This is a genomic window from Planomonospora corallina (genome assembly GCF_042650625.1).
Taxonomy (GTDB): domain Bacteria; phylum Actinomycetota; class Actinomycetes; order Streptosporangiales; family Streptosporangiaceae; genus Planomonospora_B; species Planomonospora_B corallina.
Genome location: NZ_JBHSBM010000009.1, coordinates 38,068 through 60,846, shown reverse-complemented (window position 1 = coordinate 60,846; position 22,779 = coordinate 38,068). Strand labels below are relative to the sequence as shown.

Sequence of the window (22,779 nt, the reverse complement as noted above, 5' to 3'; positions counted from 1 at the left end):
GCGGTGCGTCCCGCGGATTTCGTCATCATGACGATAACGCCGGGCGCGCCGTGAGGCTTCCCCGGGGTCCGCGGTGACCCCGGGCGACCCCGGACGACCCCGGGCGCCCCCAGCGGCCCCGGGGAACCCCGGAGGCCCCGAGGAACCCCGTAGGGCGAGGGCGTCAGCCCGCGACGAGGTCGCCCCGGAGGCCGGCCGTGCCGGGGGCCGGGGCGGCGAGGTCCTCGCCGAGGTCGACGATCCGGTTGTCGCGGTCGACGTGGACGACCCGCGGCCGGAACGTCCTGGCCTCGGCGTCCTCCATCTGCCCGTAGGCGATGATGATCACCAGGTCGCCCTGGTGGACGAGGCGGGCGGCGGCGCCGTTGATGCCGATGACACCGGAGCCACGCGGCCCCGCGATGGTGTAGGTCACCAGCCTGGCGCCGTTGTCGATGTCCACGATGTGAACCTGCTCCCCGGGCAGCAGCCCGGCCGCGTCCAGCAGGTCCTCGTCGATGGTGACCGATCCCACGTAGTGCAGGTCGGCCTGGGTGACGGTGGCACGGTGGATCTTGGAGGTGAGCATGGTTCGGAGCATGCGCCGTTTCACCTTTCGCGTGGTCGCGCCGCCTTCGAGGACGTGCACGCCGGACAGGGGGTTTCCAGGGTATGAGTCAGCCCAGTGTGAGGACAACGTTGTCGATCAGCCGGGTAGTCCCGACCCTCGCCGCGACCGCGAGGACCGCCTCCCCGGCGTACTCCTCGCCCACCTCGGTGAAGGTCGCCGGATCCACCAGGACCAGATAGTCGAGGTCCACTCCCGGCTCGGCGTCGAGCACGGCCCGCGCCGCCCGCCGGATCTCCGACGGCCTGCCCTGCTCGGCCCCCGCGAACAGCGCCCTGGACAGCGCCAGGGCCATGGTCCGCTCGTGCGGCGACAGATAGCGGTTCCGGCTGGAGAGCGCCAGGCCGTCCGCCTCCCGGACGGTGGGGGCGCCCACGATCTCGATCGGCAGGTCGAGGTCGAGCACCATCCGGCGGATCAGCGCCAGCTGCTGGGCGTCCTTGCGGCCGAAGACCGCCACGTCCGGCCGGACCAGGTTGAACAGCTTGAGCACCACGGTCAGCATCCCGTCGAAGTGCCCCGGCCGGGACGCCCCCTCGACGATCGTGCCCATCTTCCCCGCCGAGACGCCGACCTGCCGGTCCGGCAGGTACATCTCCTCGGCGGAGGGGGCGAAGACGATGCCCGCCCCCTCCTCCGCGCACACCTCCAGGTCGGTGTCGAACGTCCGGGGGTAGCGGGCGTAGTCCTCCCCCGGGCCGAACTGCAGGGGATTGACGAAGACGCTCACCGCGACGTGGTCGGCCCGCTCCCGGGCCAGCCGGATGAGCGAGCGGTGCCCCTCGTGCAGCGCCCCCATCGTCGGCACCAGCGCCAGCGCGGCCCTGCCCGGGGGGGCCTCGCGGCCGATCCCCAGCGTCCGGCGCGCCTCGGCCAGTCCGGCGCGGTCGCCCGCCACGATCACGTCCATGTCTCTCCTCATGAGGGGATGTTCGAGTACGGCGGGGCGGGGAGTCATCCGCCCCCGCCCAGCGCGTCCAGGAGGCACTCGGGGATCATCCGCCCCCGCCCAGCGCGTCCAGGAGGCACTCTGCGGCCTCGGGCTTGAGCAGCCCGGCCGCGAGCGCCCGGTCGGCCGTGAGCCTGGCGAGCACCACGTAGGCGTCCGCCACCTCCGGAGCGGCGAGGATGAGCGCGTCCACGTGCTTGCGGACGGTGCCCGCGTCACCCCGCACCACGGGGCCGGTCAGCCCGGACAGGCCGAGCCGGAGCACGTTGTCCAGGGCCGCGCCGAGCAGCGGACCGAGCAGCCGGCCCGGCTCCTCCACGCCGATCCCGCGCAGCAGCTCGGACGACTCCGCGATCAGTGTGACCATGTGGTTGGCCGCGTTCGCCAGGGCCGCGTGGTAGAGCGCCCGGTCCTTCTCCTCGATCCAGACCGGCTCGCCCTCGATCTCGATGACCAGCGCCTCGGCCACCATCCGGAGCGGCTCGGGCGCGGTGACGCCGAACGAGATGCCGGTCAGGCGGCTCAGGTCGTCGTCTCTGCCGGTGAAGGTCATCACCGGGTGCAGCGCGAGGGGCAGCGCCCCCTTCTCGACCGCCGGGTTCAGCACGGCCAGGCCGTACGCGCCGCTGGTGTGGACCAGGAGCTTGCCGCGCAGGTCGGCGCCGGTCTCGGCCAGGCCGGCGACGAGGCCGGGCAGCGCGTCGTCCGGGACGGTGAGCAGGACGAGGTCCGCGCGGGCCACCACCTCCTCGGGGCTGCTGGGGGTCAGGCCGAGCCGCTCGGCCACCCGCCGCCGGGAGGCGTCGGAGACGCCGCTGGCGGCCACGACCCGGTGACCCGCCCGCGCGAGCGCCGCGCCGAGCGCCGACCCGACCCGTCCGGCCCCGAGCACTCCCACCGCCAGCCGTGCCGGGCGCTCTCCTGTGTCCACGATGTCCCGTCCTTCGCCGCCACCGGGCCTTGCGTACCAGTTGACCAGCGTAACGGGAGGGACTCCGGCGGTGACGGCACGGCACCCCGCCGGGAGTGACCGGGAGAGCGCCCCGGGAAGGCGACGGGGAGGCACTGGAGAGCACTGGAGAGGCGCTGAAGAGGCGCTGAAGAGGCGCTGAAGAGGCGCTGAAGAGGCGCCTGGGGAGCGTGCCGGGCAGGCGCGGGCCCCCGCGGGGAGGGCACGGATAAGGCATGGGGAGGGCATGGGGAGGGCATGGGGAGGGCGCGGAGACGACGGCGGGCGCCGGGTCCGTTCCCCAGAGACCCGGCGCCCGATTGCCGACACGAGCGACCAGCAGTGCCGATCGGCGCCAGGACCGCGCCCGCTGGGGGAGCGGGCCGGGCACTGACTGCCGCCGACAGTGAGCAACGTTAACGCAAAGCGAGGTCAAGGCAAGGTAACCCGGGAGCCCGGCGTGTCATGCGCGCCCCATGCGGGCCTCCCGGCGCGGCAGGCGGCGTCATGGCGGCGTCATGCGGTCTCCCGGGCCGGCCCGGTAACGTCTGCCCCCATGTGGCTGACCTGGCGGGCCGCGATGGAGCGGGCGCTCTACGGCGAGAACGGCTTCTACCTGCACGAGCGCCCCTCCGGACACTTCCGGACCTCGGTCGGCGCCTCCGGTGTCTTCGCCGGGGCCGTGCTCCGCGAACTGCTGGCGGTCGACGAGGCGCTCGGCCGGCCACGGGAGATCGACCTGGTGGACGTCGGCGCCGGCGAGGGAGCGCTGGCGGCCCGGGTCGCGGTCCTCGCCCCGGACGATCTGCGCGCGAGACTCCGGGTGACCGCGGTGGACCTGGCCCCCCGGCCGCCCCGGCTGCCCGAGGAGATCACCTGGTCCGCGGTCTGCCCGGAGGAGATCCACGGGCTGGTGATCGCCAACGAGTGGCTGGACAACGTGCCGCTGGACGTCGTCGAGCGGACCACCGACGGGCTCCGGCTCGTGCTGGTCGACCCCGCGACCGGCGAGGAGCGCCTCGGGGACCCGCCCTCGAAGGCCGACCTGGCCTGGCTGGGCCGCTGGTGGCCGACCCGGGGCACGGGCGAGCGGGCCGAGATCGGCAGGTCCCGCGACGACGCCTGGGCCGGGACCGTCGTACGGCTGGCACGCGGACGCGCGGTCGCGGTCGACTACGCGCACTCCGCAGCCGGCCGCCCGCCGTACGGGACGCTGACCGGCTACCGCGACGGCGCGTCCGTCGTGCCCGTGCCCGACGGCTCGTGCGACATCACCGCGCACGTCGCCCTGGACGCCTGCGCGGCCGCCGGGGAGCGGGCCGGGGCGGTGACCGTGGCCCTGACGACGCAGCGCGAGGCCCTGCGCACGCTCGGCGTCACCGGGACCCGGCCCCCGGCCGGTCTCGCCCGCACCGACCCGCGCGGTTACCTGCGGGCCCTGGCCCGGGCCTCGCAGGAGGCGGAGCTCATCGATCCCGGCGGCCTCGGCGGTTTCGGCTGGCTCGTCCAGGAGCGCGGCTGAGCGCGCGACCGTGCCGCGCCCCGGACGCGCACGCGCGGACTCCGCGCGTGCTCCTCGGACGCGCACAGACTCCGCGCCCTCGGACGCGCACACGCTCCGCGCCCCTCAGACGCGCACGTGCAGAGCCTCCAGGCCCCGGATGACGTAGCCCGGGCCCCAGACCGGCTCGGCGGCGAGTTCCATCTTCGGGGCCCGGCGCAGCAGCGCCCCGAACGACTCGGCCAGCTCGATCCGGGCCAGCGGCGCGCCCAGGCAGAAATGGATGCCGGCGCCGAAGGAGATGTGCGGGTTCTCCGCGCGGCCCAGGTCGAGGCGGTCGGGATCGTCGAAGACCTCGGGGTCGCGGTTGGCCGAGCCGAACAGCAGGGCCACCTCGGAACCGCGCGGGATGTCGACCCCGCCGACCGTGATGTCCTCCAGCACCCAGCGCTCGAACATCTGCAGCGGGGTGTCCCAGCGCAGCAGCTCCTCGATCGCGGTCGGGATCAGGCCGTGGTCGGCGCGGAGCCGTTCCAGCTCGGCGGGGTTGCGGAACAGGGCCCACCAGCCGTTGCCGGTGGTGTTGACCGTGGCCTCGTGCCCGGCGTTGAGCAGCAGCACGCAGGTGCCGACCAGTTCCTCCTCGGTGAGCCTGTCGCCTTCGTCGGCGACCTGGGCGAGGGCGCTGATCAGGTCGTCGCCGGGGTTCTCCCTGCGGTGGCGGGCCAGGTCGACGAGGTAGGCGGAGAACTCCTCCGCCGCGCGCACGGCGGTGTGCTGGGCCTCGACCGAGGGGTTGAGCTCGTACATCCCGCAGATGTCGGCGGACCAGGGGCGCAGCAGGTGCCGGTCGGCCTCGGGCACGCCGAGCATCTCGGCGATCACGGTCACCGGGAGCGGCTCGGCCACCTCGGCGATGAGATCGCCTCCGCCGCGCTCGGCGAAGCGGTCCACGAGCCCGCCGGCGAGCTCGGCGACCTTGGGCCGGAGCGCCTCGACCATGCGGGGGGTGAACGCCTTGGAGACCAGCCTCCTCAGGCGGGTGTGGACCGGCGGCTCCACGTCGAGCATCCCGGCGCGGACCACCCGCCAGAACGGCTCCTGGAACTCCGGGTCGTCGGGCCGGCCGAACTCCGCGTGGGTGGCCGTGTGCAGGTACGACCGGCCGAGCCTGCGGTCGCGCAGCAGCGCGTTGACGTCGGCGTGCCGGGCGATCAGCCACTGGCCGGTCGGCTCGAAGAAGCCGACCGGCCGCTCGCGGCGCAGCTCGGCGTAGACGTCATAGGGATGGGCGACGAATTCCGGACTCCAAGGATCAAACTTCACATTCGCATCGTAATCCGGGAACGCGCCCCGTCTACCCCTCGGCGGGCTTCTCCTCCTCGTAGCGGTGGTGCAGCTCCACCGGCTCCTCGGCGCCCGGCTTGCTCCGCATGCGGATGTTGAGCATCTCCACCAGCAGCGAGAAGGCCATCGCGAAGTAGATGTAGCCCTTGGGGATGTGCTGCTCGAAGCCCTCGGCCAGGAGCACGACGCCGATCAGGATCAGGAAGGACAGGGCGAGCATCTTGATGCTCGGGTGCCGGTCCACGAAGCGGCTGATCGGCCCGGAGGCGAACAGCATCACCAGGACCGAGACGACGACGGCCGCGACCATGACGCCGATCTCGTCCACCATGCCGACCGCGGTGATCACCGAGTCGAGCGAGAAGACGATGTCCAGGATCATGATCTGCACGATCACCGCGGCGAAGGAGGAGGCGACCTTCCCTCCGGCGTGGCCGGACTTGCCCTCCAGGTTGTCGTGGATCTCGAAGACGCTCTTCCCTATCAGGAACAGGCCGCCCAGGATCAGGATCAGGTCGCGGCCCGAGATCTCCTGCCCGAGGACCTCGAAGAGCGGGGCGGTGAGCCGTATGACCCAGGAGAGGGCCAGCAGCAGCGCCAGGCGGCTGAGCAGCGCGGCGAGCAGCCCCAGCTTGCGCGCCTTGTCACGCTGCTCCGGCGGGAGCTTGCCCGCCAGGATCGAGATGAAGATGACGTTGTCGATGCCGAGGACGATCTCCAGGCCGACGAGGGTGAGGAACCCTATCCAGATCTGCGGGTCTGCCACCCAGTCCATCGCCGTCTCCTCCGAGGGGTCGTGGTGTTCCAGCCGGTCACGCCGCATAGACGATCGGCGGGCTCCGGAGGTTCCTGCCCGAGGCGGCCGACACCATTCCGTGTCCGACTTGCGGACCGGCGGGCCGGGATGGTTATAGTTCGCGGTAGGTCATGAGTGCCAGTGACAAGCCCCGGCTCGCTGGCCGGCAACCCTCGCGTCCGCGGCGGGGTGCCCCGGGTGAGGACCTGGTCCGGCGCCGGAGTGGCGCCGGTCAAGCGCGGGCTCCACGCACCATCGCCACGCCTCGCAGGGGCTTGGGGTCCGATGACCTCGAAGGAGTCCTGGCGTGTCCCTGCTCGGCATCTTCACCACCGACGCCCCCGCCGCCCCCGCCGCCGCTCCGGAGCCCGTCCGGCGGGCCGCCGGCGACCGGCCCATCCCTCCCGTGCTCGGCGCCGACCTCGCCGTCCCCGTCCGGGGCGGCAGGCTCGTCCCCTACGCCAACCTCGACTACGCCGCCAGCGCCCCCTGTCTCGAGCCGGTGAGCGCCGCCGTCGCCGCCGCGCTCCCGGCCTACTCCAGCGTCCACCGGGGCGCCGGCTACGCCTCGCAACTCACCACGGCCCGCTACGAGCAGGCCCGGCACACGGTCCGCGCCTTCGTCGGCGCCCGCCCCGGCGACGCGGTGGTCTTCACCCGCAACACCACAGACGCCGTCAACCTGCTGGCCCGCGCCCTGCCGGAGGGCACCACCGTCGTGGTCTTCGACTCCGAGCACCACGCCTCGCTGCTGCCCTGGGCCGGCGCCGTACGGCTGGCGCCGCCCGCCTTCCCCGGCGAGGCCGTCCGCGCGGTCGACGAGGCCCTCACAGGCATCGAGGGCCCGAAGCTGCTCGTGGTGACCGCCGCCTCCAACGTCACCGGCGAGCTGTGGCCGATCGCCGCCCTGGCGCACGTCGCCCACCGGCACGGCGCCCGCATCCTCGTCGACGCGGCCCAGCTCGTCCCGCACCGCCGCCTCAACCTGACCGCGCTCGACCTGGACTACGTGGTCTTCTCCGGGCACAAGCTCTACGCACCCTTCGGCACGGGCGCGCTCGTCGGCCGCCCCGACTGGCTCGCGGAGGCCGAGCCGTACCTCAAGGGCGGCGGGGCGGTGCGCTCCGTGGGCGGCGGAGGCGTCGGGGACGGCGGCGACGGCGGGGGCGTCGGGGGCGTCGAGTGGCACGACGACCCCGAGGCCCGGCACGAGGCGGGCACTCCCAACGTGCTGGGCGCCGTCGCCCTGGCCGCCGCCTGCGACGCGCTGAGCGCCACCGGCTGGACGGCGCTGGTCCGCGAGGAGGAGCGCCTGCTCGGCAGGCTCCGCGCGGGCCTGGCCGCGGTCGAGGGCGTGCACGAGCTCTCCCTGTGGGGCCCCGACCACCCGCGCGTCGGCATCGTCTCCTTCGTGGTGGAGGGCCTGACCGCCCGCGAGGTCGCCGAGGCCCTCTCCGACGAGTACGGCATCGGCGTGCGCGACGGGAAGTTCTGCGCCCACCCGTTCGTCCGGCACCTGCTGGGCGGGGTGAAGGACGGCGGCTGCGAGGACACGACGGTCTCCGCGCTCCGCGCCTCGATCGGCATCGGCACCACCGACGAGCACGTCGACCGTCTCGTCCGCGCCCTGGAGGAGATCGTCTCCCGTCGCGGCGCCGCGGCGCCGAAGTGACCCCCGCCGGGTGGACCCGGCGGGCCCCCGCTGGGGGATGATGGCCCCATGACGGAACGGGTCGTGGGAATCGGTGCCGGAGCCTCACTCGTCGGCGGCGGCGCCGGCGGCAAGGAGCTCGCGACCGAGGACATGGTCCTCAACATCGGCCCGCAGCACCCGTCCACGCACGGCGTGCTGCGGCTGCGGCTGACGCTGGACGGCGAGCGGATCAGCGCGGCCGAGCCGATCGTGGGCTACATGCACCGGGGCGCGGAGAAACTGTTCGAGGTCCGGGACTACCGGCAGATCATCGTGCTGGCCAACCGGCACGACTGGCTGTCGGCGTTCGCCAACGAGCTGGGCGTGGTCCTGGCCGTCGAGCGCATGCTCGGCATGGAGGTCCCGGTCCGGGCCGTCTGGGCCCGGACGCTCCTGGCCGAGCTCAACCGGGTCCTCAACCACCTGATGTTCCTCGGCTCCTACCCGCTGGAGCTGGGCGCGATGACCCCGGTCTTCTACGCGTTCCGGGAGCGCGAGACGCTCCAGGCCGTCATGGAGGAGATCTCCGGCGGGCGCATGCACTACATGTTCAACCGGGTCGGCGGCCTGAAGGAGGAGCTGCCCGAGGGCTGGCTCGGCCGGGCCGGGCAGGCCGTCGCGGAGGTGCGCCGCCGGCTGCCCGACATCGAGGGCCTGCTCATCGGCAACGAGATCTTCACGGCCCGCACGCGCGGCGTCGGCGTGCTCACCCGCGAGCAGATCATGCAGTACGGCGTGAGCGGCCCGATCGCCCGCGCCTCCGGCGTGGACATGGACCTGCGCCGCGACGACCCCTACCTGGCCTACGGCGAGCTGCCGGTGAGGGTCGTCACCCGCACGGCCGGTGACTGCCACGCCCGGTTCGAGGTGCTGCTGGAGCAGGTCAAGGTCTCCCTCGACCTGGCCGACGCCTGCCTGGAACGGCTCCGCGAGCTGCCTCCGGGACCGGTCAACCAGCGCCTGCCCAAGGTGCTCAAGGTCCCCGAGGGCCACACCTACGCCTGGACGGAGAACCCCCTGGGCGTCAACGGTTACTACCTGGTCTCACGCGGCGAGAAGACCCCGTGGCGGATGAAGCTCCGCTCGGCCTCCTTCAACAACGTCCAGGTGCTGCGCGAGATGCTCCCCGGCCACCTGGTCGCCGACATGGTCGCGATCCTCGGCTCGATGTTCTTCGTGGTCGGGGACATCGACAAGTGAACAGCCGGGTGACGGCCGACCGGCGGCCGGGCGGTCTCCCCGCCGCCGCTCCGGCGTCCCCCGTGCCGCGCCGCGCCTCCGCGGGCTAGCGCTCCCGGCGGTCGGGGGCGGCGTCGGGCTCCTCGGGCACCCGGCAGCAGTGCTCCAGGTAGAGCGCGGCGCACACCAGCACCACGCAGCCGAGGAAGGAGCCGCCCGCGATGAAGAAGTCACGGCGGGGCGTGTCCTGCGCCAGCATGTCGGCCGCGTAGAACGCGAACCCGGCGAAGACCCCCGCGAAGACGGCCCCGCCGTACGCCGAGGCCTTGGCGAGGGCGACCAGGCGGGCCACCACCAGCGGCTCGACCGGCTTGGTGCCCGGCCTGCGCCGGATCCGCGCCCGGGTCATCCAGCCGGTGTGGGCCTCGCCGAGCGCGAGCAGCAGGACCGTCGGGATCGCCGTCCACGGCACGGCCGGGATGGACGCGTACAGCGGCCGGAGCAGCGCCCAGGTGAGCAGCGCGAGGACGACGGTGATCCCGACGAGCACGCCGGGACGGCTCGGCTTCATGCGGGCTCCCGCAGCACCAGGTCGGCGCGGAGCCGTACCCCGGTCTTGTCGAGCCCGGCCAGCAGCTCGGCGACCGGCCGGCCGGCGAGCACCGCCTCCGGATCGGCCTGCACCCAGGGGACCAGCACGAACGCGCGCTCGTGCGCGCGGGGGTGCGGCAGGATGAGCTCCGGGTCGTCGGAGACGACCTCCCCGACGGCGATCAGGTCGACGTCCAGGGTGCGCGCCCCCCAGCGCTCGGTCCGGACCCGGCCGAAGGCGTTCTCCGTCTCCTGCGCGCGGGCGAGCAGCTCGCGGGGAGCCAGGGAGGTCTCGGCGACCACGACCGCGTTGAGGTAGGGGCCCTGCTCGGGGCCGCCGACCGGGTCGGTCTCGTAGACCGGCGAGACCGCGGTGACCTCCAGCCCCGGCGCGGCGGCCAGCAGGTCGAGCCCGCCCTGCAGCGTGGCGAACCGGTCGCCGAGGTTGCCGCCGAGCGCCAGCACGGCCTTCATGCCCGGCTCCCGGCGATCGTCATGTGCCCGCCACCGGACACCGGCGCCGCCCTCATCCCCTGCTCCTCGTGATGGTCACGGTCACGTCGTCGAACGGGAGCGGGATCGGCGCGGACGGCTTGTGCACGGTCACCTCGGCCGCCTCGACCCGCTCCCGGGCCAGGCACACGTCCGCCAGCCGCTGGGCCAGGGTCTCGATCAGGTCGACCGGCTCCCCCTCCACGACCTTCACCAGGTCCTCGGCGAGCTCGCCGTAGTGCACCGTCCGGGTCAGGTCGTCCGTCGCGGCGGCCGGCGCCGTGTCCAGGAAGAGCGTGACATCGACGATGAACTCCTGGCCGAGCTCCCGCTCCGCCGCCAGCACGCCGTGCCGGCCCCGGGCGCGCAGGCCCCGGATGCCGATCCGGTCCGCGGTGCGTCCCGTCACACCGCCCCCTCTTCCTCGTCGTCCTCGTCATCGGTCTGCAGCACCGGCGAGCCGTGGTGCAGCCAGAGCCGCCACCCCTCCGGTGTCCGGATGAAGGTGTTGCTCGCCACCACCTTGCCCGCGGCGAAGCTGGAATCACCTTCGTCGCCCGCCGTGAGGATGTTCTCCTCGCAGGTGAGGACCGCGACATCGCCGTGGACCATGACGTTCACGTCGGTCAGCACGAACTGGATGTAGGGCGTGTTGGCCATGATGAGCGCCCACGAGCGCAGCACCTCGGCCCGGCCGCTGACGATCGGCCAGCCCGGGTGCACGCAGCTCACCTGACCGGTCCCGGTCTCCTCGGCCCAGATCGCGGTCATCAGGTCGAGGTCGGCGTTCTCGATCGCGGTGTAGAAGGACTGGTTGACCGCCTCCACGGCGGCGGTGTCGACGCTCATGCGGACTCCTCCGTCGGCCGCACGAGCGACGCCGCCGTTCCCATGGTTCGCTCGCTCCGCTCGCTCATACGGACTCCTCCGCCGGCCGCACGAGCGACGCCGCTGTGCTTCATACTCCGCTCGCTCACAGCACCTCCCGGACCGCGGCGGCCACGCGGACGGCGTCCGCGTTCGGGCGCACGTCGTGCACGCGCACGCACCAGGCCCCCGCCCGCGCGACGAGCGCGCTCACCGCGACGGTCGCGTCGTCGCTCTCGGCGAACGGGCGGGGCTCACCGTCCGGCCCTGCCAGCAGGCGGCCGAGGAAGCGTTTGCGGGAGGCCCCGACGAGCAGCGGGTAGCCCAGGGCGGCGAGCCGGTCCGTCGCGGCGAGCAGGGCCCAGTTGTGCTCGGCCGTCTTGGAGAAGCCCAGTCCGGGATCCAGGACGATCTGCTCCTCGGCGACCCCTTCGGCCCGCACGGAGGCCACCCGCTTGGCCAGCTCGTCGCAGACCTCCGCCACGACGTCGTCGTAGACCGCCCGGCTCTGCATCGTGTGGCTGTGTCCGCGCCAGTGCATCACCACGTACGCCACCCCGGAGTCGGCCACCACCCGCGGCATGTCGGGGTCGGCCAGCCCTCCGCTGACGTCGTTGACCAGCTTCGCCCCGGCGTCCACCGCGACCCGGGCGACCTGCGCCCGCATGGTGTCCACGCTGACCGTGACGCCGCGGCGGCTCAGCTCCCGGATGACCGGCTCGACCCGGACCAGCTCCTCCTCCAGCGAGACCCGCGCCGCCCCGGGCCGGGTGGACTCGCCGCCCACGTCCACGATGTCGGCGCCCTGCTCGACCAGCTCCAGCCCGTGCCGTACGGCGGCCGACTGGTCGAACCAGCGGCCGCCGTCCGAGAAGGAGTCCGGAGTCACGTTCACCACGCCCATCACCAGACAGCGCCCCTCGTCCGGCAGGCCGGGGACGCCGCGCTGGTGCACGGCGTGGCCGGGGGGGTGGTGACCGGTGCCTTCCCTCGTCATGCGGTCAAGCCTAGGCGCTGGCGGCCGGTCGGCCGGGGCGCGGGTACGGCTTGCTGATAACGAATCGGCAGCCCCGCCCCGTCAGCGGATGATGAGGGCCATCGCCTCGGCCCGGGTCTTCTCGCTGGTGCGGAAGTCCCCGCGGACGGCCGAGGTGGTGGTCTTGGCTCCGGGCTTGCGCACGCCCCGCATGGTCATGCACAGGTGCTCGCACTCGATCACCACGATGACCCCGCGCGGCTCCAGCACGCGCATGAGCGCGTCGGCGATCTGCGAGGTCATCCGCTCCTGGACCTGGGGGCGGCGGGCGTAGACGTCGACGAGGCGGGCCAGCTTGGACAGGCCGGTCACCTGGCCCCTGTCGTTCGGGATGTAGCCGACGTGGGCCACCCCGTGGAACGGGACCAGGTGGTGCTCGCAGGTCGAGTAGACCTCGATGTCGCGCACCAGGACCATCTCGTCGTGGTCGACGTCGAAGACCTTGGTGAGCACCCCCTCCGGGGTCTGGCCCAGCCCGGCGAACTGCTCGGCGTAGGCGCGCGCCACGCGGGCGGGGGTGTCCTGGAGACCGTCCCGGTCGGGGTCCTCACCGATCGCGATCAGGATCTCGCGGACGGCCTTCTCGATCCGGGCGTGGTCGACCTCGAGCGGTCGGGGCGGTTCCACGGTCAGTTACCGTCCCTCGTCGCGCTGTCCGGGTGGCCGGCGCCCGTGGGGAGCGCGCCGTTGCCGGACTGCTCCTTCGGGGTCAGGATCGGCGGCCGGTTGGAGGGCAGCCGCTTGCCGTAGCCGGAGTAGGACGGGCGGTGCTCCTTGACCACGACCGGCGCGAAGATCTGCAGGACCTGCTCGCGGGAGAGCGTCTCCTTCTCCATCAGCTCCAGCACCAGGTTGTCGAGCACGTCGCGGTACTCGACGAGGATCTCCCAGGCCTGGTCGTGCGCCGACTCGATGAGCCTGCGCACCTCCTCGTCGATCGCGGAGGCGATCTTCTCGGAGTAGTCGCGCTCGTGGCCCATCTCGCGGCCGAGGAAGACCTCGCCGTTGCCGGTGCCGAACTTGCGGGCGCCGAGCTGCTCGCTCATGCCGTACTCGGTGACCATGCGCCGGGCGATGGAGGTGGCCTTCTCGATGTCGTTGGAGGCGCCCGTGGTGGGCTCGTGGAAGACGAGCTCCTCCGCGGTCCGGCCGCCCAGCAGCATCGCGAGCTGGTCCATCATCTCGGAGCGGGTCGCGAGGAACTTGTCCTCCATCGGCAGCGTCATCGTGTAACCGAGGGCGCGGCCGCGGGACAGGATCGTGATCTTGTGGACCGGGTCGGAGTTGGGCAGCGCGTGCGCGACCAGGGCGTGACCGCCCTCGTGGTACGCGATGATCTTCTTCTCCTGGTCCGACATGACCCGGGTCTTGCGCTCGGGGCCGGCCATCACGCGGTCGATGGCCTCCTCCAGGACCTCCATCGTGATGAGCTTCTGGTCCGCGCGGGCGGTGAGCAGCGCGGCCTCGTTGATCACGTTGGCCAGGTCGGCGCCGGTGAAGCCGGGGGTCCGGCGGGCGATGACGTCCAGGTCGACGTTCTCGGCGAACGGCTTGCCGCGGCCGTGGACCTTCAGGATGCCCTTGCGGCCCTCCAGGTCGGGACGGTCGACGGTGACCTGGCGGTCGAAGCGGCCGGGCCGCAGCAGCGCCGGGTCGAGGATGTCGGGCCGGTTCGTCGCGGCGATGAGGATCACGCCGCCCTTGACGTCGAAGCCGTCCATCTCGACGAGCAGCTGGTTCAGGGTCTGCTCGCGCTCGTCGTGGCCGCCGCCCAGACCGGCGCCGCGGTGGCGGCCCACCGCGTCGATCTCGTCGATGAAGATGATCGCCGGGGCGTTCGCCTTCGCCTGCTCGAACAGGTCGCGCACCCGCGAGGCGCCGACGCCGACGAACATCTCGACGAAGTCGGAACCGGAGATCGAGTAGAACGGCACGCCGGCCTCGCCGGCGACGGCCCGCGCGAGCAGCGTCTTGCCGGTTCCGGGCGGGCCGTACAGCAGGACGCCCTTGGGGATCTTCGCTCCGATCGCCTGGAACTTGGCCGGGGCCTGCAGGAACTCCTTGATCTCCTGGAGCTCCTCGATGGCCTCGTCGGCGCCCGCGACGTCGGCGAAGGTGGTCTTGGGGGTGTCCTTCGTGATGAGCTTGGCCTTCGACTTGCCGAAGTTCATCACCCGGGAGCCGCCGCCCTGCATCTGGTTCATCAGGAACAGGAAGATCAGCACGATGAAGACGATCGGCAGGAAGCTCACCAGCAGGCTGAGCAGGAAGTTCTCCTGCGGCACCTCGGCGGTGTAGCCCTCCTTGACGTTCCCGGCCTTCTTCTGGGCGGCCAGCTCGTTCATGATCTGGGTGCCCTGACCGTCGACCCAGGGTGACTGGATGCGGTTGGTCTGCTTGCCCGCGATGGTCACCGGCTTGACGAGCGTCAGCTCCGCCCGCTGCTCCTTGTCGATGACCTTGGCGCTCTTGACGTTCCCCGACTGGATCTGCTCGATCAGCAGGGAAGTGTCGGCCTTCGTGTAGTTGCCCTCACCGCTCCACATCGTGCTGACGAGCACGAGCAGCACGACGATGCCCAGGATCCACAGCAGTGGCCCACGTGTAAATCGCTTGAGATCCATCCGATGCGGAACCCCGGCGGGCCCGTCCCTTCCTGACCAAGGCCTGGCAACCCCGGGCGGCGCCCGGGGCTCGCGGTCTCCCTAACCGCTCCCCCTGACTACCCGGAGGCGGCGAGAAACCACCTCCCGGTCGTCCGAAGGTACACCGGCGTGCCGCGCAGGGTAACCGCACAGCGACTCCGGCTCTGCCTTACCAACGTACGTCAGGGGGCTCCATGTTCCCCGACGCAATGGGTAATGTCGCTTTCGTAACGGTTGCCCGGCGGCCTTCTTCGCCCAGGGCGTATTTATCCGCTCGCCCCGCGTTCCCGGTCCCGGGCTCAGTTCCCGCCGTAGACGTGCGGGGCGAGAGTCCCGATGAAGGGGAGGTTGCGGTACTTCTCCGCGTAGTCGAGGCCGTAGCCGATCACGAACTCGTTCGGGATGTCGAACCCGACGTACTTCACGTCGATCGGGACCTTGATCGCGTCCGGCTTGCGCAGCACCGTGCAGATCTCGACGGAGGCCGGGTCGCGCGACTTGAGGTTCTGCAGCAGCCACGACAGGGTCAGGCCGGAGTCGATGATGTCCTCGACGATCAGCACGTGGCGGCCGGCGATGTCGGTGTCCAGGTCCTTCAGGACGCGGACCACACCCGAGGACTTCGTGCCCGCGCCGTACGACGAGACCGCCATCCAGTCCATCTGGACCGGCAGGTGCAGCGCCCGCGCCAGGTCGGCCATGGCCATGACCGCGCCCTTGAGCACGCCCACGATCAGCAGGTCCCTGCCCTCGTAGTCCTCGTCGATCCTGCCCGCGAGCTCCCTGATCTTCGCCTGGAGCTCGTCCTCCGGGATGAGGACCTTCGCGAGGTCCTTGCCCATGTCGGCTGCGTCCACCTGGATCTTCCTTACGAGAGGGGGCTGCTTTTACGGACCGCCGCCTCCCCCTCGTGAGGGGCCGGCGACGAATATCAGGGTGCCACACCGGCGGACCGCTCCAACCCCCCCGGGTACCTCCACCGCCCGCTGCCCCCGCCAGTGCGTGATCAGACGCTCCACCTGCACGATGTGCCCGGCCGAGAGCGTGCCGGGCGGCGATCCCGCGGCGATCGCGGCCCGGCGCAGCACCCGCCGGCGCACCGCCGCGGGCAGGTCCTCCAGCTCCGGCACGGCCAGCGCCACCCGCTCCGTGCCACCGGACCCGCCGGACCCGCCGCCGGCCGCGTGTTCCGCGCCGGCCGCGCCGCCGTCGCCCGGCTCGCGCACCACCGCCCGCGCGTAGGCCCGCCCGGCCCACTCGTCCAGGGCGTCGGCGTCGTCCCGGCAGAGCAGCGCGGTGCGGGCGAGCGCCTCGGCGACCCCCGGCCCCAGCTCCTCCTCCAGCGCCGGGAGCAGCCGCGCGCGCACCCGGACCCGCGTGTAGCGGTCGTCGCGGTTGTGCGGGTCCTCCCAGGGGGACAGCCCGAGCGCCGCGCAGGCGCGGACGGTCGTGGCGCGCCCGAGCTCCAGCAGCGGCCTGCGGTAGATCCCCGAGCGCGCGGGCATCCCCGCCAGCGAGCGCGTCCCGCTGCCCCGCGCGAGCCGGAGCAGCACGGTCTCGGCCTGGTCGTCCCGGGTGTGCCCGAGCAGCACGGCCGCCGCCCCGAGCCGCGCGGCCGCCTCCGACAGCGCCGCGTACCGCGCGTCCCGCGCGGCGTTCTCCGGACCGCCGGCGGTGCCCACCCGGACGGTCAGGACCTCGGCCGGCTCGAGGCCGAGCGGGAGCCGCGCCACCTCGGCCGCCCGGTGCGCCGAGCCGCTCTGCAGCCCGTGGTCGACGGTCAGCAGCCCGCCCCGCAGCCCCGCCCGGGGCGCGACGAACGCCAGGGCCGCGGCCAGGGCCAGGGAGTCGGCGCCGCCGCTGCACGCGGCCAGCACGAGGTCCCCCGGCTCCAGGTCGGCCAGCGCGAGCCGTACGGCACGGCGGACGTCGGCGACGGCGGGGTGCGGGCCCAAGGAGCGTCAGTCGGCGATCTCGGCGGCGGGCGGCGCCGGGGCGTCCAGGACGCGGGCGATCCAGCGCTCGGGGTGGGCGATCTCGTCCTGGCTCGGGAGGGTCTCCGGCGAGGTCCAGACCTTGTTGAACCCCTCCATCCCGGCCTGGCCGACGACGGTGCGGACGAAGGCGGAGCCTTCGGCGTACTGCTTCATCTTCAGGTCGATGCCGAGCAGCTTGCGGACCGTGCGGTCGAGGCGGGAGCCGCCCTCGCGGCGGTGGTGGAACCTGGCGCGGATCTCGGCGACCGAGGGGACCACGGCGGGGCCGACGGCGTCCATCACGTAGTCGCCGTGCCCCTCGACCAGGGTCATCACCGCGGTGAGGCGGTCGAGGATCTCCTTCTGCCCGGGCGTCTGGATCGCGTCGATGAGGTTACCCTCGCCGCCCCGGACGGCGTCGGCGACCGCGTCGGCGGCCGAGCGGAGCCGGTCGAGCAGGGTGGGCAGGTCCAGGTCGGAGGCGAGCAGGAACTCCGTCATCTGGTCGTGGACGTAGGAGCGCAGCCACGGCACGCCGGTGAACTGCACCCGGTGGGTCTCCTCGTGCAGGCAGACCCAGAGCCGGAAGTCCTGCGGGTCGACGCCGAGCTCGCGCTCGGCGTGGACGATGTTGGGCGCGACCAGCGTCAGACGGCCCACGGGCGCCCGGCCGGAGGGGTCCGGCGGGAGGAACAGCTCGTACTGCCCCAGCACCCGGGAGGCGAGGAAGGCCAGCACCGCACCGACCTCGACGCCGGTGATGCGGGAGCCCACCGCGCTCACCACCGCCGGGGTCTGGCCCTTGCGGGCGGCCATGCGCTCGGTCAGCGGCTCCAGCACCACGCGGAAGCCCTCGACGTTGGCCTTGATCCAGCCGGGCCGGTCGACGACCGTGGCGGGCTGGGGAGCGGTCTCGGTGTCGATCCGGGTGAACTCCCGGACGTGCCCCTCCGCGACACGGGAGAGCCGCCGCAACTCGGTGACCGCGTGCCGGGCCTCCTCTCGGCTCACCTGCGGCCCGGGGCGCACCAGGCGCGTTCCGGTCGCTACGGCCAGGTCCCAGTCGATCACCTGCATACCGTCCACCGTACGTGCTCTCCTCCCGGACCGCGCGGCCTACCCCGTGACGGTGGCGGCCAGCCGGTCCAGGGCCGCCTCGGCTCCCCAGCCCGGCACGTCGTCGGCCATGAAGGCGAAGGCCACCAGCCGTCCGCCCTCCGTGGTGGCCAGTCCCGCCAGCGTGCTGACCCCGTTGAGGGTGCCCGTCTTCGCGCGGACCAGTCCGTAGGCGGAGTCACTGGCCCCGAAGCGGTGGCCCAGGGTCCCGGTGAAGCCGGCGACGGGCATGCCGCTGAGGGCCGAGCGGAGCCGCGGGTCGGCCGGGGAGGCGGCGACCGCCACCAGGCGGGCCAGGGCGGCGGGCGTGATGCGGTTCTTCGGGGAGAGGCCGCTGCCGTCGTGGACCGTGACGCCGCCGGCCGCGTTGAGCCGGGCGAGCACCTTGGCCACGGCCGCCGCGCCGCCGTCGAACGAGGCGGGCTCCCCCTCCTTGACGGCCACGTGCCGGGCCAGCGCCTCCGACAGGTCGTTGTCGCTGAGCGTCAGCGCCCGCTCGACCAGGGCGTAGACGGGCGCGGACTCGACCCTGGCGATCTCCTCGGCGCCCGCGGCGGCCTCGGCCCGCCGGGCCGCCCTGTTCGCGGGCTTGACGCCGTACTTGGCCAGCAGCGCGGCGAACTTCGCGTGCGCGGTCTTCGAGGGGTCGGCGACCCGCCGGGAACCGCCGGGGGAGACCCTGCCCCCGTCGACCATGAGCGCCGTCACCGGGGCGACGCTCCCCTCGCGCACGTAGCCGGGCTTCCAGCTGGCCGCGGTGCGGGGGCCGGTGTAGAGGCCGTCGTCGTAGGCCACGGTCACCTTGGTGATCCCGGCGGCCTTGAGGGTCTTGGCCGTGCGCGAGGCGAGCGAGGCCAGCGACGCGGGCCGGGGGTAGACCGAGCCGTCCACCTTGCCCGCCGTGAGGGTCGGGTCGCCCCCGCCGACCAGGATGATCGAGTTCGGGGAGGCGCCGCGGACCACGCGGGTGCTCAGCCGGGTGTCCGGGCCGAGGGAGGCGAGGGCGGCGACCGCGGTGACGACCTTGGTGGTGGAGGCGGGCGTGATGCCCCGGTCCGCGTGGCTGCCGAACAGCGTCTCGCCGCTGCTCACGTCGATGACCACGGCTCCGACCCGTGGACCCAGCGCGGGGTCGCCGAGCGCCTTGGTCAGCCGTTCTGTCAAAGTAGTCTTGGCCGGGAGAGGTCCGTCTCCGCCCGCGGCCAGCACCGGACCCGCGGTCACGACGGGGACGGAGACCGGCTCGGGCGAAGCGATCGGCCGCGTGTCCTTCTCGACCAGCGCGTCGCTGGCGAGCAGGTGCGCTCCGGCCGCGACGACGAAGAACTGCAGCATGACGAGAGTGACCAACGCCACCCAGCGATCACGCCGCATCATGTCGACGACCTCTCATCGATCCTGTACCAACTACGCCTACGAGACATTAACGCCCGGCCGGGACTGCCCGGGGGCTTGAGCGGAGGAACCGCGGTGGAGTTCGACGTTCTCGTTGAGATTCCCAAGGGACAACGGAACAAGTACGAGGTGGACCACGAGACCGGCCGGATCAGGCTCGACCGGATGCTGTTCACCTCCACGCAGTACCCCGCTGACTACGGCTTCATCGAAGACACCCTCGGCGAGGACGGCGACCCCCTCGACGCCCTGGTGCTCCTGCAGGAGCCGACCTTCCCCGGCTGCCTGATCCGCTGCCGCGCGGTCGGCATGTTCCGCATGACCGACGAGAAGGGCGGCGACGACAAGGTCCTGTGCGTCCCGGCCAGCGACCCCCGGATGAAGCACATCCGCGACATCCACCACGTCGCGGAGTTCGACCGCCTGGAGATCCAGCACTTCTTCGAGGTCTACAAGGACCTGGAGCCCGGCAAGTCCGTCGAGGGCGCCAACTGGGTCGGCCGGGCGGAGGCCGAGGCGGAGATCCAGCGCTCGATCGAGCGGGCCAAGGAGCAGCCGCACGCCGGGCACTGAGCGCCGCCCTGACGGCCGCTCCGGTGGCGGGCCCGGCCGGGCCCGCCACCGGGGCGGGCGCCCGGCCGGCGCGCCGCCCGGTCCCTCCCCCTGCGGCCCGCCCGGTCACGTGGGGCGCGTCGCGCCGACGAGATCGCTCCGCCAGATCGGCGCGATCCGCACGACGTCCCCGGTACGCGGGGCGTGGACCATCATGCCGCCGCCGATGTAGATGCCCACGTGGTGGATGTCGCCCGGGTTGCGGGTGATCCGCCCGAAGAAGACCAGGTCGCCCCGGCGCAGCTCGTTGAGGCGGACGTGGGGGCCGGAGGTCCACTGCGTGCCCGTCCAGTGGTCGAGCCTGATCCCGACCCGCTCCCACGCCCGCATGGTCAGCCCCGAGCAGTCGTAGCTGTTCGGCCCGTCCGCCGCCCAGACGTACGGCTTGCCGAGCTGGGTGAGCGCCCAGTCCGCGGCGATGTCGCCCCGGGCCGAGGAGCCGGTCGCCCAGCCGGAGCCGCCGGGCCCGCCGGAGCCACGACCGCCGTTCCGCGCCCGGTCGCGCCGGGCCGCCGCGCGCCGGGCCCGTTCGAGCCGCGCCCGCTCCAGGGCCGCCTGCCGTTCCCTGGCCAGCCGCTCGGCGGTGCTGCGCGCCCGGTCCGCCCGCTGTTCCAGCACCGCCCGCTCCGCCGCCAGTCCGCGGGTCTCGGCGACCTGCTCGGCGACCGCCTGCTCGGCCGCCCGCTTCGCCTCGGCCGCCCGCCGGGCCGCCGCCTGCTGCTCGCCGTAGGCGTCCTGCGCCTGCTCCCGCAGGACGGCGAGCACCTCCCGGGCGTCGCGCAGCTGGCCGAGCAGCTCGGCCTGACCGCTGCCCACGTGGGTCATGACGCTCATCCGCTGCAGGTAGCCCGTGTCCGCGCCGCCGCCCATCCGGGCCATCATCACCATCGCCGGGTCCATGCCGCCGTAGCTCTGCGCGGCGAGCGCGGCCACCGCCCGGCGGGCGTCCTCGACCTCCGCCTCGGCGGCGCGCACCTGCTCCGTCGCCGCGCGGTGGCGTTCCTCCGCCCGGGCCAGCAGGACCATCTCCCCGTTGTAGGCCTCGATCAGCTTCTCCGCCCGGGTCGTCAGGCTCTCGAGCTCGGCCTCGGCCTCGGCCAGCCGGGCCGTGGCCGCGCCGAGCCTCCTGCTCTGCTCCCGTGCCTCGGCTCCCGCCCGTGCCACCTCGCCGGCGGACGGCCCCGGGTCGGCCGGTACGGCGCCGGCCGGTGCGGCGGCCGCCACCACCAGGCCGGCGACCAGGCCCACCACCGCCAGGGCGGCACGACGGCGCTTCTCGACGGACTGCATGCGTCTCCTCCTGGGACGCCGCATGCCCCCCGCGGCATACGGCGCCAGCAAGGATTACGGTCGGTCACCACGCGAACAAGCGTGACGGGCGCGCTGTAACCAACCCAGGCAATCGTTAAACACAGAAGAGACGTTGGGTCCCCGCAGCAGGGCACTGATTTCCGTGTTCCCCTGCCGGGGCGGGCATCCGGCTCCCCGCGGGCGCGGACCGGCTCCCCGCGGGCGCGGATCAGTTCCCCGCGGGCGCGGATCAGTTCCCCGAGGCCGTGGCGGTGGGCTCGGCCGACTGACCGGCCGAGGCCGACGCCGTCGGCGTGCTCGAAGGCGTGCTCGGCGACGCGCTCGAGGAGACCGACGGCGCCGGCGTCGAGGGCGCGGGCGTGGCGGTGGTGCCCGGCGTCGAGGGCGCGGGCCGGGTCGGGGGCGGGCAGGGCTTGGGCCCGGGCCGTCCGCCCTGGTGGTCGCGGGGCGGGCGGTCCGGTGTCTCCTGCTGCCCGGGCTGCGGGCCGCCGGGCACGCCGGGCCGGACGGGTGAGCCGGGCTGCTGCGGACCCGGCCGACCGGGCTGCCCCGGCCGAGCAGGCTGCCCTGGCCGCGCGGGCCGCTCCTCCGGGAGGTACCGGCCCGGCTGCACCTGCGGTCCGGCCACGTCCGGCGCCGCCTGCGCCGCCGTGGGGCCGAGGGCGTGGGCGACCAGCTCCGGCGGGGCCGACCCCAGGGCCAGCGGGCGCTCTCCGGTCTCGGCCCGCCAGGGCAGGCGCACGCCCGGGGCCTCGCCCGCCGCGGGGAGCGCCCCGGCGGTGGCGCCGGAGGCCGACCCGCCGGACTCGCCGCCGGCCCCCGCGAAGATCATTCCGATCGCGGCCGCCGCCGTGACCGCAGCCACCGCTCCGGCCAGCGCATGAGTCCGGCGAGGGTTCCGGCGAGCCGGTACGGCGGGAAACCCGGCGGCGTCGAGCAGACCGGCCCGGTCGGCGGCGTAGCGGCGGTAGAGGACGAGCTCGGGGTCGGCGAAGGAGCTCATCACCCGCACGCGCAGCGTCCGCGGGATCTCGGGCCGGGGCATCAGGTCGAAGACCTTGGCCGCGGAGATCTGCCGGGAGCGGTGCGGCGCGCAGGTGTCGCACCGGCCGACGTGGCGGATCATCCGCTCGCGGGTGGCGGAGGTGAGCTGCCCGGAGAAGCCGCCCAGGATCTCGGCCCGCTCCACGCAGTCGTAGGGGCCCTTGCGGGCGAGGAACTCCGCGGTCACCGCGTCCCGCAGGCGGTTCCTGGCCGACTCGAGCAGCCGGCCGGCGTCCTTGGGCGGAACGCGCATCACCGCGGCGGCGTCGGCGGCGGCCAGGCCGTGCCGGGTGACCAGTTCGAGGATCTCCCGGTCGTCCGGGGGCAGGCTCCGCACGGCGTTCCAGGCCACCACCCGCAGGTCGGCGTCCTCGCCGGAGACGGCCGGCGGCTCCGGCGGGACCTCGTCCTCCAGCGCCAGGCAGCGCCGTACGCACTCCTGGCGGGCCAGGGCGTACAGCCACACCTTCAGGCGGGCGGCGTCGGCGAGTGCGTGAATGCGGGCGTCCACCGTTATCAGGGTGTCGCGGAGGGCCACCTGGGCGCTGTCCGAATCGCCCAGCATGGACCAGCAATAATGGTATATGCCTTCGGCGTAGGAGTCGTAGAGCACGTCGATGGCGCCCGGATCACGGGCGCGCAGGGCTTCGACCAGGACGCTGTCGTTCATGTA

22 protein-coding genes and 1 riboswitch are annotated in these 22,779 nt (G+C 73.4%); of the genes, 4 read left to right on the top strand and 18 right to left on the bottom strand.

Annotation, left to right across the window (positions count from 1 at the left end; all coding sequences use genetic code 11):
* Positions 1 to 163: 163 nt before the first annotated feature.
* The 3 genes from panD to ACFOWE_RS03175 form a co-directional block, all read right to left on the bottom strand.
* Positions 164 to 580 (bottom strand): aspartate 1-decarboxylase, encoded by a 417-nt coding sequence (gene panD / locus ACFOWE_RS03185; RefSeq protein ID WP_377285228.1) that lies wholly within the window; start codon positions 578 to 580, stop codon positions 164 to 166.
* Positions 581 to 656: 76 nt separating this feature from the next.
* Complete coding sequence (gene panC, locus ACFOWE_RS03180) at positions 657 to 1,517, bottom strand: pantoate--beta-alanine ligase (RefSeq protein WP_377285334.1); 861 nt, start codon at positions 1,515 to 1,517, stop codon at positions 657 to 659.
* A gap of 85 nt (positions 1,518 to 1,602) precedes the next feature.
* Positions 1,603 to 2,487 carry a Rossmann-like and DUF2520 domain-containing protein gene (locus tag ACFOWE_RS03175; RefSeq protein ID WP_377285227.1) on the bottom strand — a complete coding sequence of 295 codons (885 nt, stop codon included), beginning with the start codon at positions 2,485 to 2,487 and terminating at the stop codon, positions 1,603 to 1,605.
* Positions 2,488 to 3,061: 574 nt separating this feature from the next.
* Between ACFOWE_RS03175 and ACFOWE_RS03170 the strand changes: the two genes are divergently transcribed.
* A complete protein-coding gene (locus ACFOWE_RS03170; protein ID WP_377285226.1) occupies positions 3,062 to 4,027 on the top strand; it encodes an SAM-dependent methyltransferase in 966 nt (321 codons plus the stop codon).
* Between the two features lie 105 nt (positions 4,028 to 4,132).
* On the opposite strand, the gene ACFOWE_RS03165 is transcribed toward ACFOWE_RS03170, so the two are convergent.
* Both ACFOWE_RS03165 and ACFOWE_RS03160 read right to left on the bottom strand, forming a co-directional pair.
* Positions 4,133 to 5,332 carry a cytochrome P450 gene (locus ACFOWE_RS03165; RefSeq protein WP_377285225.1) on the bottom strand — a complete coding sequence of 400 codons (1,200 nt, stop codon included), beginning with the start codon at positions 5,330 to 5,332 and terminating at the stop codon, positions 4,133 to 4,135.
* A gap of 31 nt (positions 5,333 to 5,363) precedes the next feature.
* Positions 5,364 to 6,128: a TerC family protein gene (locus ACFOWE_RS03160; RefSeq protein ID WP_377285224.1), complete on the bottom strand. Its 765-nt coding sequence runs from the start codon at positions 6,126 to 6,128 to the stop codon at positions 5,364 to 5,366.
* Positions 6,129 to 6,276: 148 nt separating this feature from the next.
* Positions 6,277 to 6,394, top strand: a riboswitch (SAM riboswitch).
* Positions 6,395 to 6,456: 62 nt separating this feature from the next.
* On the opposite strand from ACFOWE_RS03160, the gene ACFOWE_RS03155 reads away from it, so the two are divergent.
* Together ACFOWE_RS03155 and ACFOWE_RS03150 are read left to right on the top strand one after the other, a co-directional pair.
* Positions 6,457 to 7,821, top strand: a complete 1,365-nt coding sequence (locus tag ACFOWE_RS03155) for an aminotransferase class V-fold PLP-dependent enzyme (RefSeq protein WP_377285223.1) — start codon at positions 6,457 to 6,459, stop codon at positions 7,819 to 7,821.
* A 48-nt stretch (positions 7,822 to 7,869) separates the two neighbouring features.
* Positions 7,870 to 9,042 (top strand): NADH-quinone oxidoreductase subunit D, encoded by a 1,173-nt coding sequence (locus ACFOWE_RS03150; RefSeq protein ID WP_377285222.1) that lies wholly within the window; start codon positions 7,870 to 7,872, stop codon positions 9,040 to 9,042.
* 85 nt (positions 9,043 to 9,127) lie between these two features.
* Here ACFOWE_RS03150 and ACFOWE_RS03145 read toward each other — a convergent pair whose 3' ends face one another.
* The 11 genes from ACFOWE_RS03145 to dacB form a co-directional block, all read right to left on the bottom strand.
* The gene (locus ACFOWE_RS03145) at positions 9,128 to 9,592 is read right to left on the bottom strand and encodes a DUF3180 domain-containing protein (RefSeq protein WP_377285221.1); all 465 of its coding nucleotides are present in this window, start codon (positions 9,590 to 9,592) and stop codon (positions 9,128 to 9,130) included.
* Positions 9,589 to 10,086, bottom strand: coding sequence for a 2-amino-4-hydroxy-6-hydroxymethyldihydropteridine diphosphokinase (folK, locus tag ACFOWE_RS03140; RefSeq protein ID WP_377285220.1), 498 nt, complete (start codon positions 10,084 to 10,086; stop codon positions 9,589 to 9,591). The genes ACFOWE_RS03145 and folK overlap by 4 nt, the downstream gene beginning before the upstream one ends.
* A 52-nt stretch (positions 10,087 to 10,138) precedes the next feature.
* The gene (gene folB, locus ACFOWE_RS03135; RefSeq protein ID WP_377285219.1) at positions 10,139 to 10,513 is read right to left on the bottom strand and encodes a dihydroneopterin aldolase; all 375 of its coding nucleotides are present in this window, start codon (positions 10,511 to 10,513) and stop codon (positions 10,139 to 10,141) included.
* Entirely contained in the window at positions 10,510 to 10,953 is a 444-nt protein-coding gene (locus ACFOWE_RS03130) for a nuclear transport factor 2 family protein (RefSeq protein WP_377285218.1), read from the bottom strand. The genes folB and ACFOWE_RS03130 overlap by 4 nt, the downstream gene beginning before the upstream one ends.
* Positions 10,954 to 11,077: 124 nt before the next feature.
* On the bottom strand, positions 11,078 to 11,968 hold the full coding sequence (gene folP, locus ACFOWE_RS03125) for a dihydropteroate synthase (RefSeq protein ID WP_449301197.1): 891 nt from the start codon (positions 11,966 to 11,968) through the stop codon (positions 11,078 to 11,080).
* Positions 11,969 to 12,049: 81 nt separating this feature from the next.
* A complete protein-coding gene (gene folE / locus ACFOWE_RS03120; RefSeq protein WP_377285331.1) occupies positions 12,050 to 12,640 on the bottom strand; it encodes a GTP cyclohydrolase I FolE in 591 nt (196 codons plus the stop codon).
* A complete protein-coding gene (gene ftsH / locus ACFOWE_RS03115; protein ID WP_377285217.1) occupies positions 12,637 to 14,631 on the bottom strand; it encodes an ATP-dependent zinc metalloprotease FtsH in 1,995 nt (664 codons plus the stop codon). The genes folE and ftsH overlap by 4 nt, the downstream gene beginning before the upstream one ends.
* Positions 14,632 to 14,951: 320 nt before the next feature.
* The gene (gene hpt / locus ACFOWE_RS03110; RefSeq protein ID WP_377285216.1) at positions 14,952 to 15,509 is read right to left on the bottom strand and encodes a hypoxanthine phosphoribosyltransferase; all 558 of its coding nucleotides are present in this window, start codon (positions 15,507 to 15,509) and stop codon (positions 14,952 to 14,954) included.
* 30 nt (positions 15,510 to 15,539) lie between these two features.
* Positions 15,540 to 16,607 carry a tRNA lysidine(34) synthetase TilS gene (gene tilS, locus ACFOWE_RS03105; RefSeq protein WP_377285215.1) on the bottom strand — a complete coding sequence of 356 codons (1,068 nt, stop codon included), beginning with the start codon at positions 16,605 to 16,607 and terminating at the stop codon, positions 15,540 to 15,542.
* A gap of 6 nt (positions 16,608 to 16,613) precedes the next feature.
* The gene (locus tag ACFOWE_RS03100) at positions 16,614 to 17,705 is read right to left on the bottom strand and encodes a zinc-dependent metalloprotease (RefSeq protein WP_377285330.1); all 1,092 of its coding nucleotides are present in this window, start codon (positions 17,703 to 17,705) and stop codon (positions 16,614 to 16,616) included.
* A 39-nt stretch (positions 17,706 to 17,744) separates the two neighbouring features.
* Positions 17,745 to 19,121, bottom strand: coding sequence for a D-alanyl-D-alanine carboxypeptidase/D-alanyl-D-alanine endopeptidase (gene dacB, locus ACFOWE_RS03095; RefSeq protein ID WP_377285214.1), 1,377 nt, complete (start codon positions 19,119 to 19,121; stop codon positions 17,745 to 17,747).
* Between the two features lie 93 nt (positions 19,122 to 19,214).
* Here dacB and ACFOWE_RS03090 point away from each other — a divergent pair, with 93 nt between their 5' ends.
* Positions 19,215 to 19,712, top strand: a complete 498-nt coding sequence (locus tag ACFOWE_RS03090) for an inorganic diphosphatase (RefSeq protein WP_377285213.1) — start codon at positions 19,215 to 19,217, stop codon at positions 19,710 to 19,712.
* 105 nt (positions 19,713 to 19,817) lie between these two features.
* Here ACFOWE_RS03090 and ACFOWE_RS03085 read toward each other — a convergent pair whose 3' ends face one another.
* Both ACFOWE_RS03085 and ACFOWE_RS03080 read right to left on the bottom strand, forming a co-directional pair.
* Positions 19,818 to 21,041 (bottom strand): C40 family peptidase, encoded by a 1,224-nt coding sequence (locus tag ACFOWE_RS03085; RefSeq protein ID WP_377285212.1) that lies wholly within the window; start codon positions 21,039 to 21,041, stop codon positions 19,818 to 19,820.
* Positions 21,042 to 21,291: 250 nt separating this feature from the next.
* Positions 21,292 to 22,776: an RNA polymerase sigma factor gene (locus tag ACFOWE_RS03080; protein WP_377285211.1), complete on the bottom strand. Its 1,485-nt coding sequence runs from the start codon at positions 22,774 to 22,776 to the stop codon at positions 21,292 to 21,294.
* Positions 22,777 to 22,779: the final 3 nt, after the last annotated feature.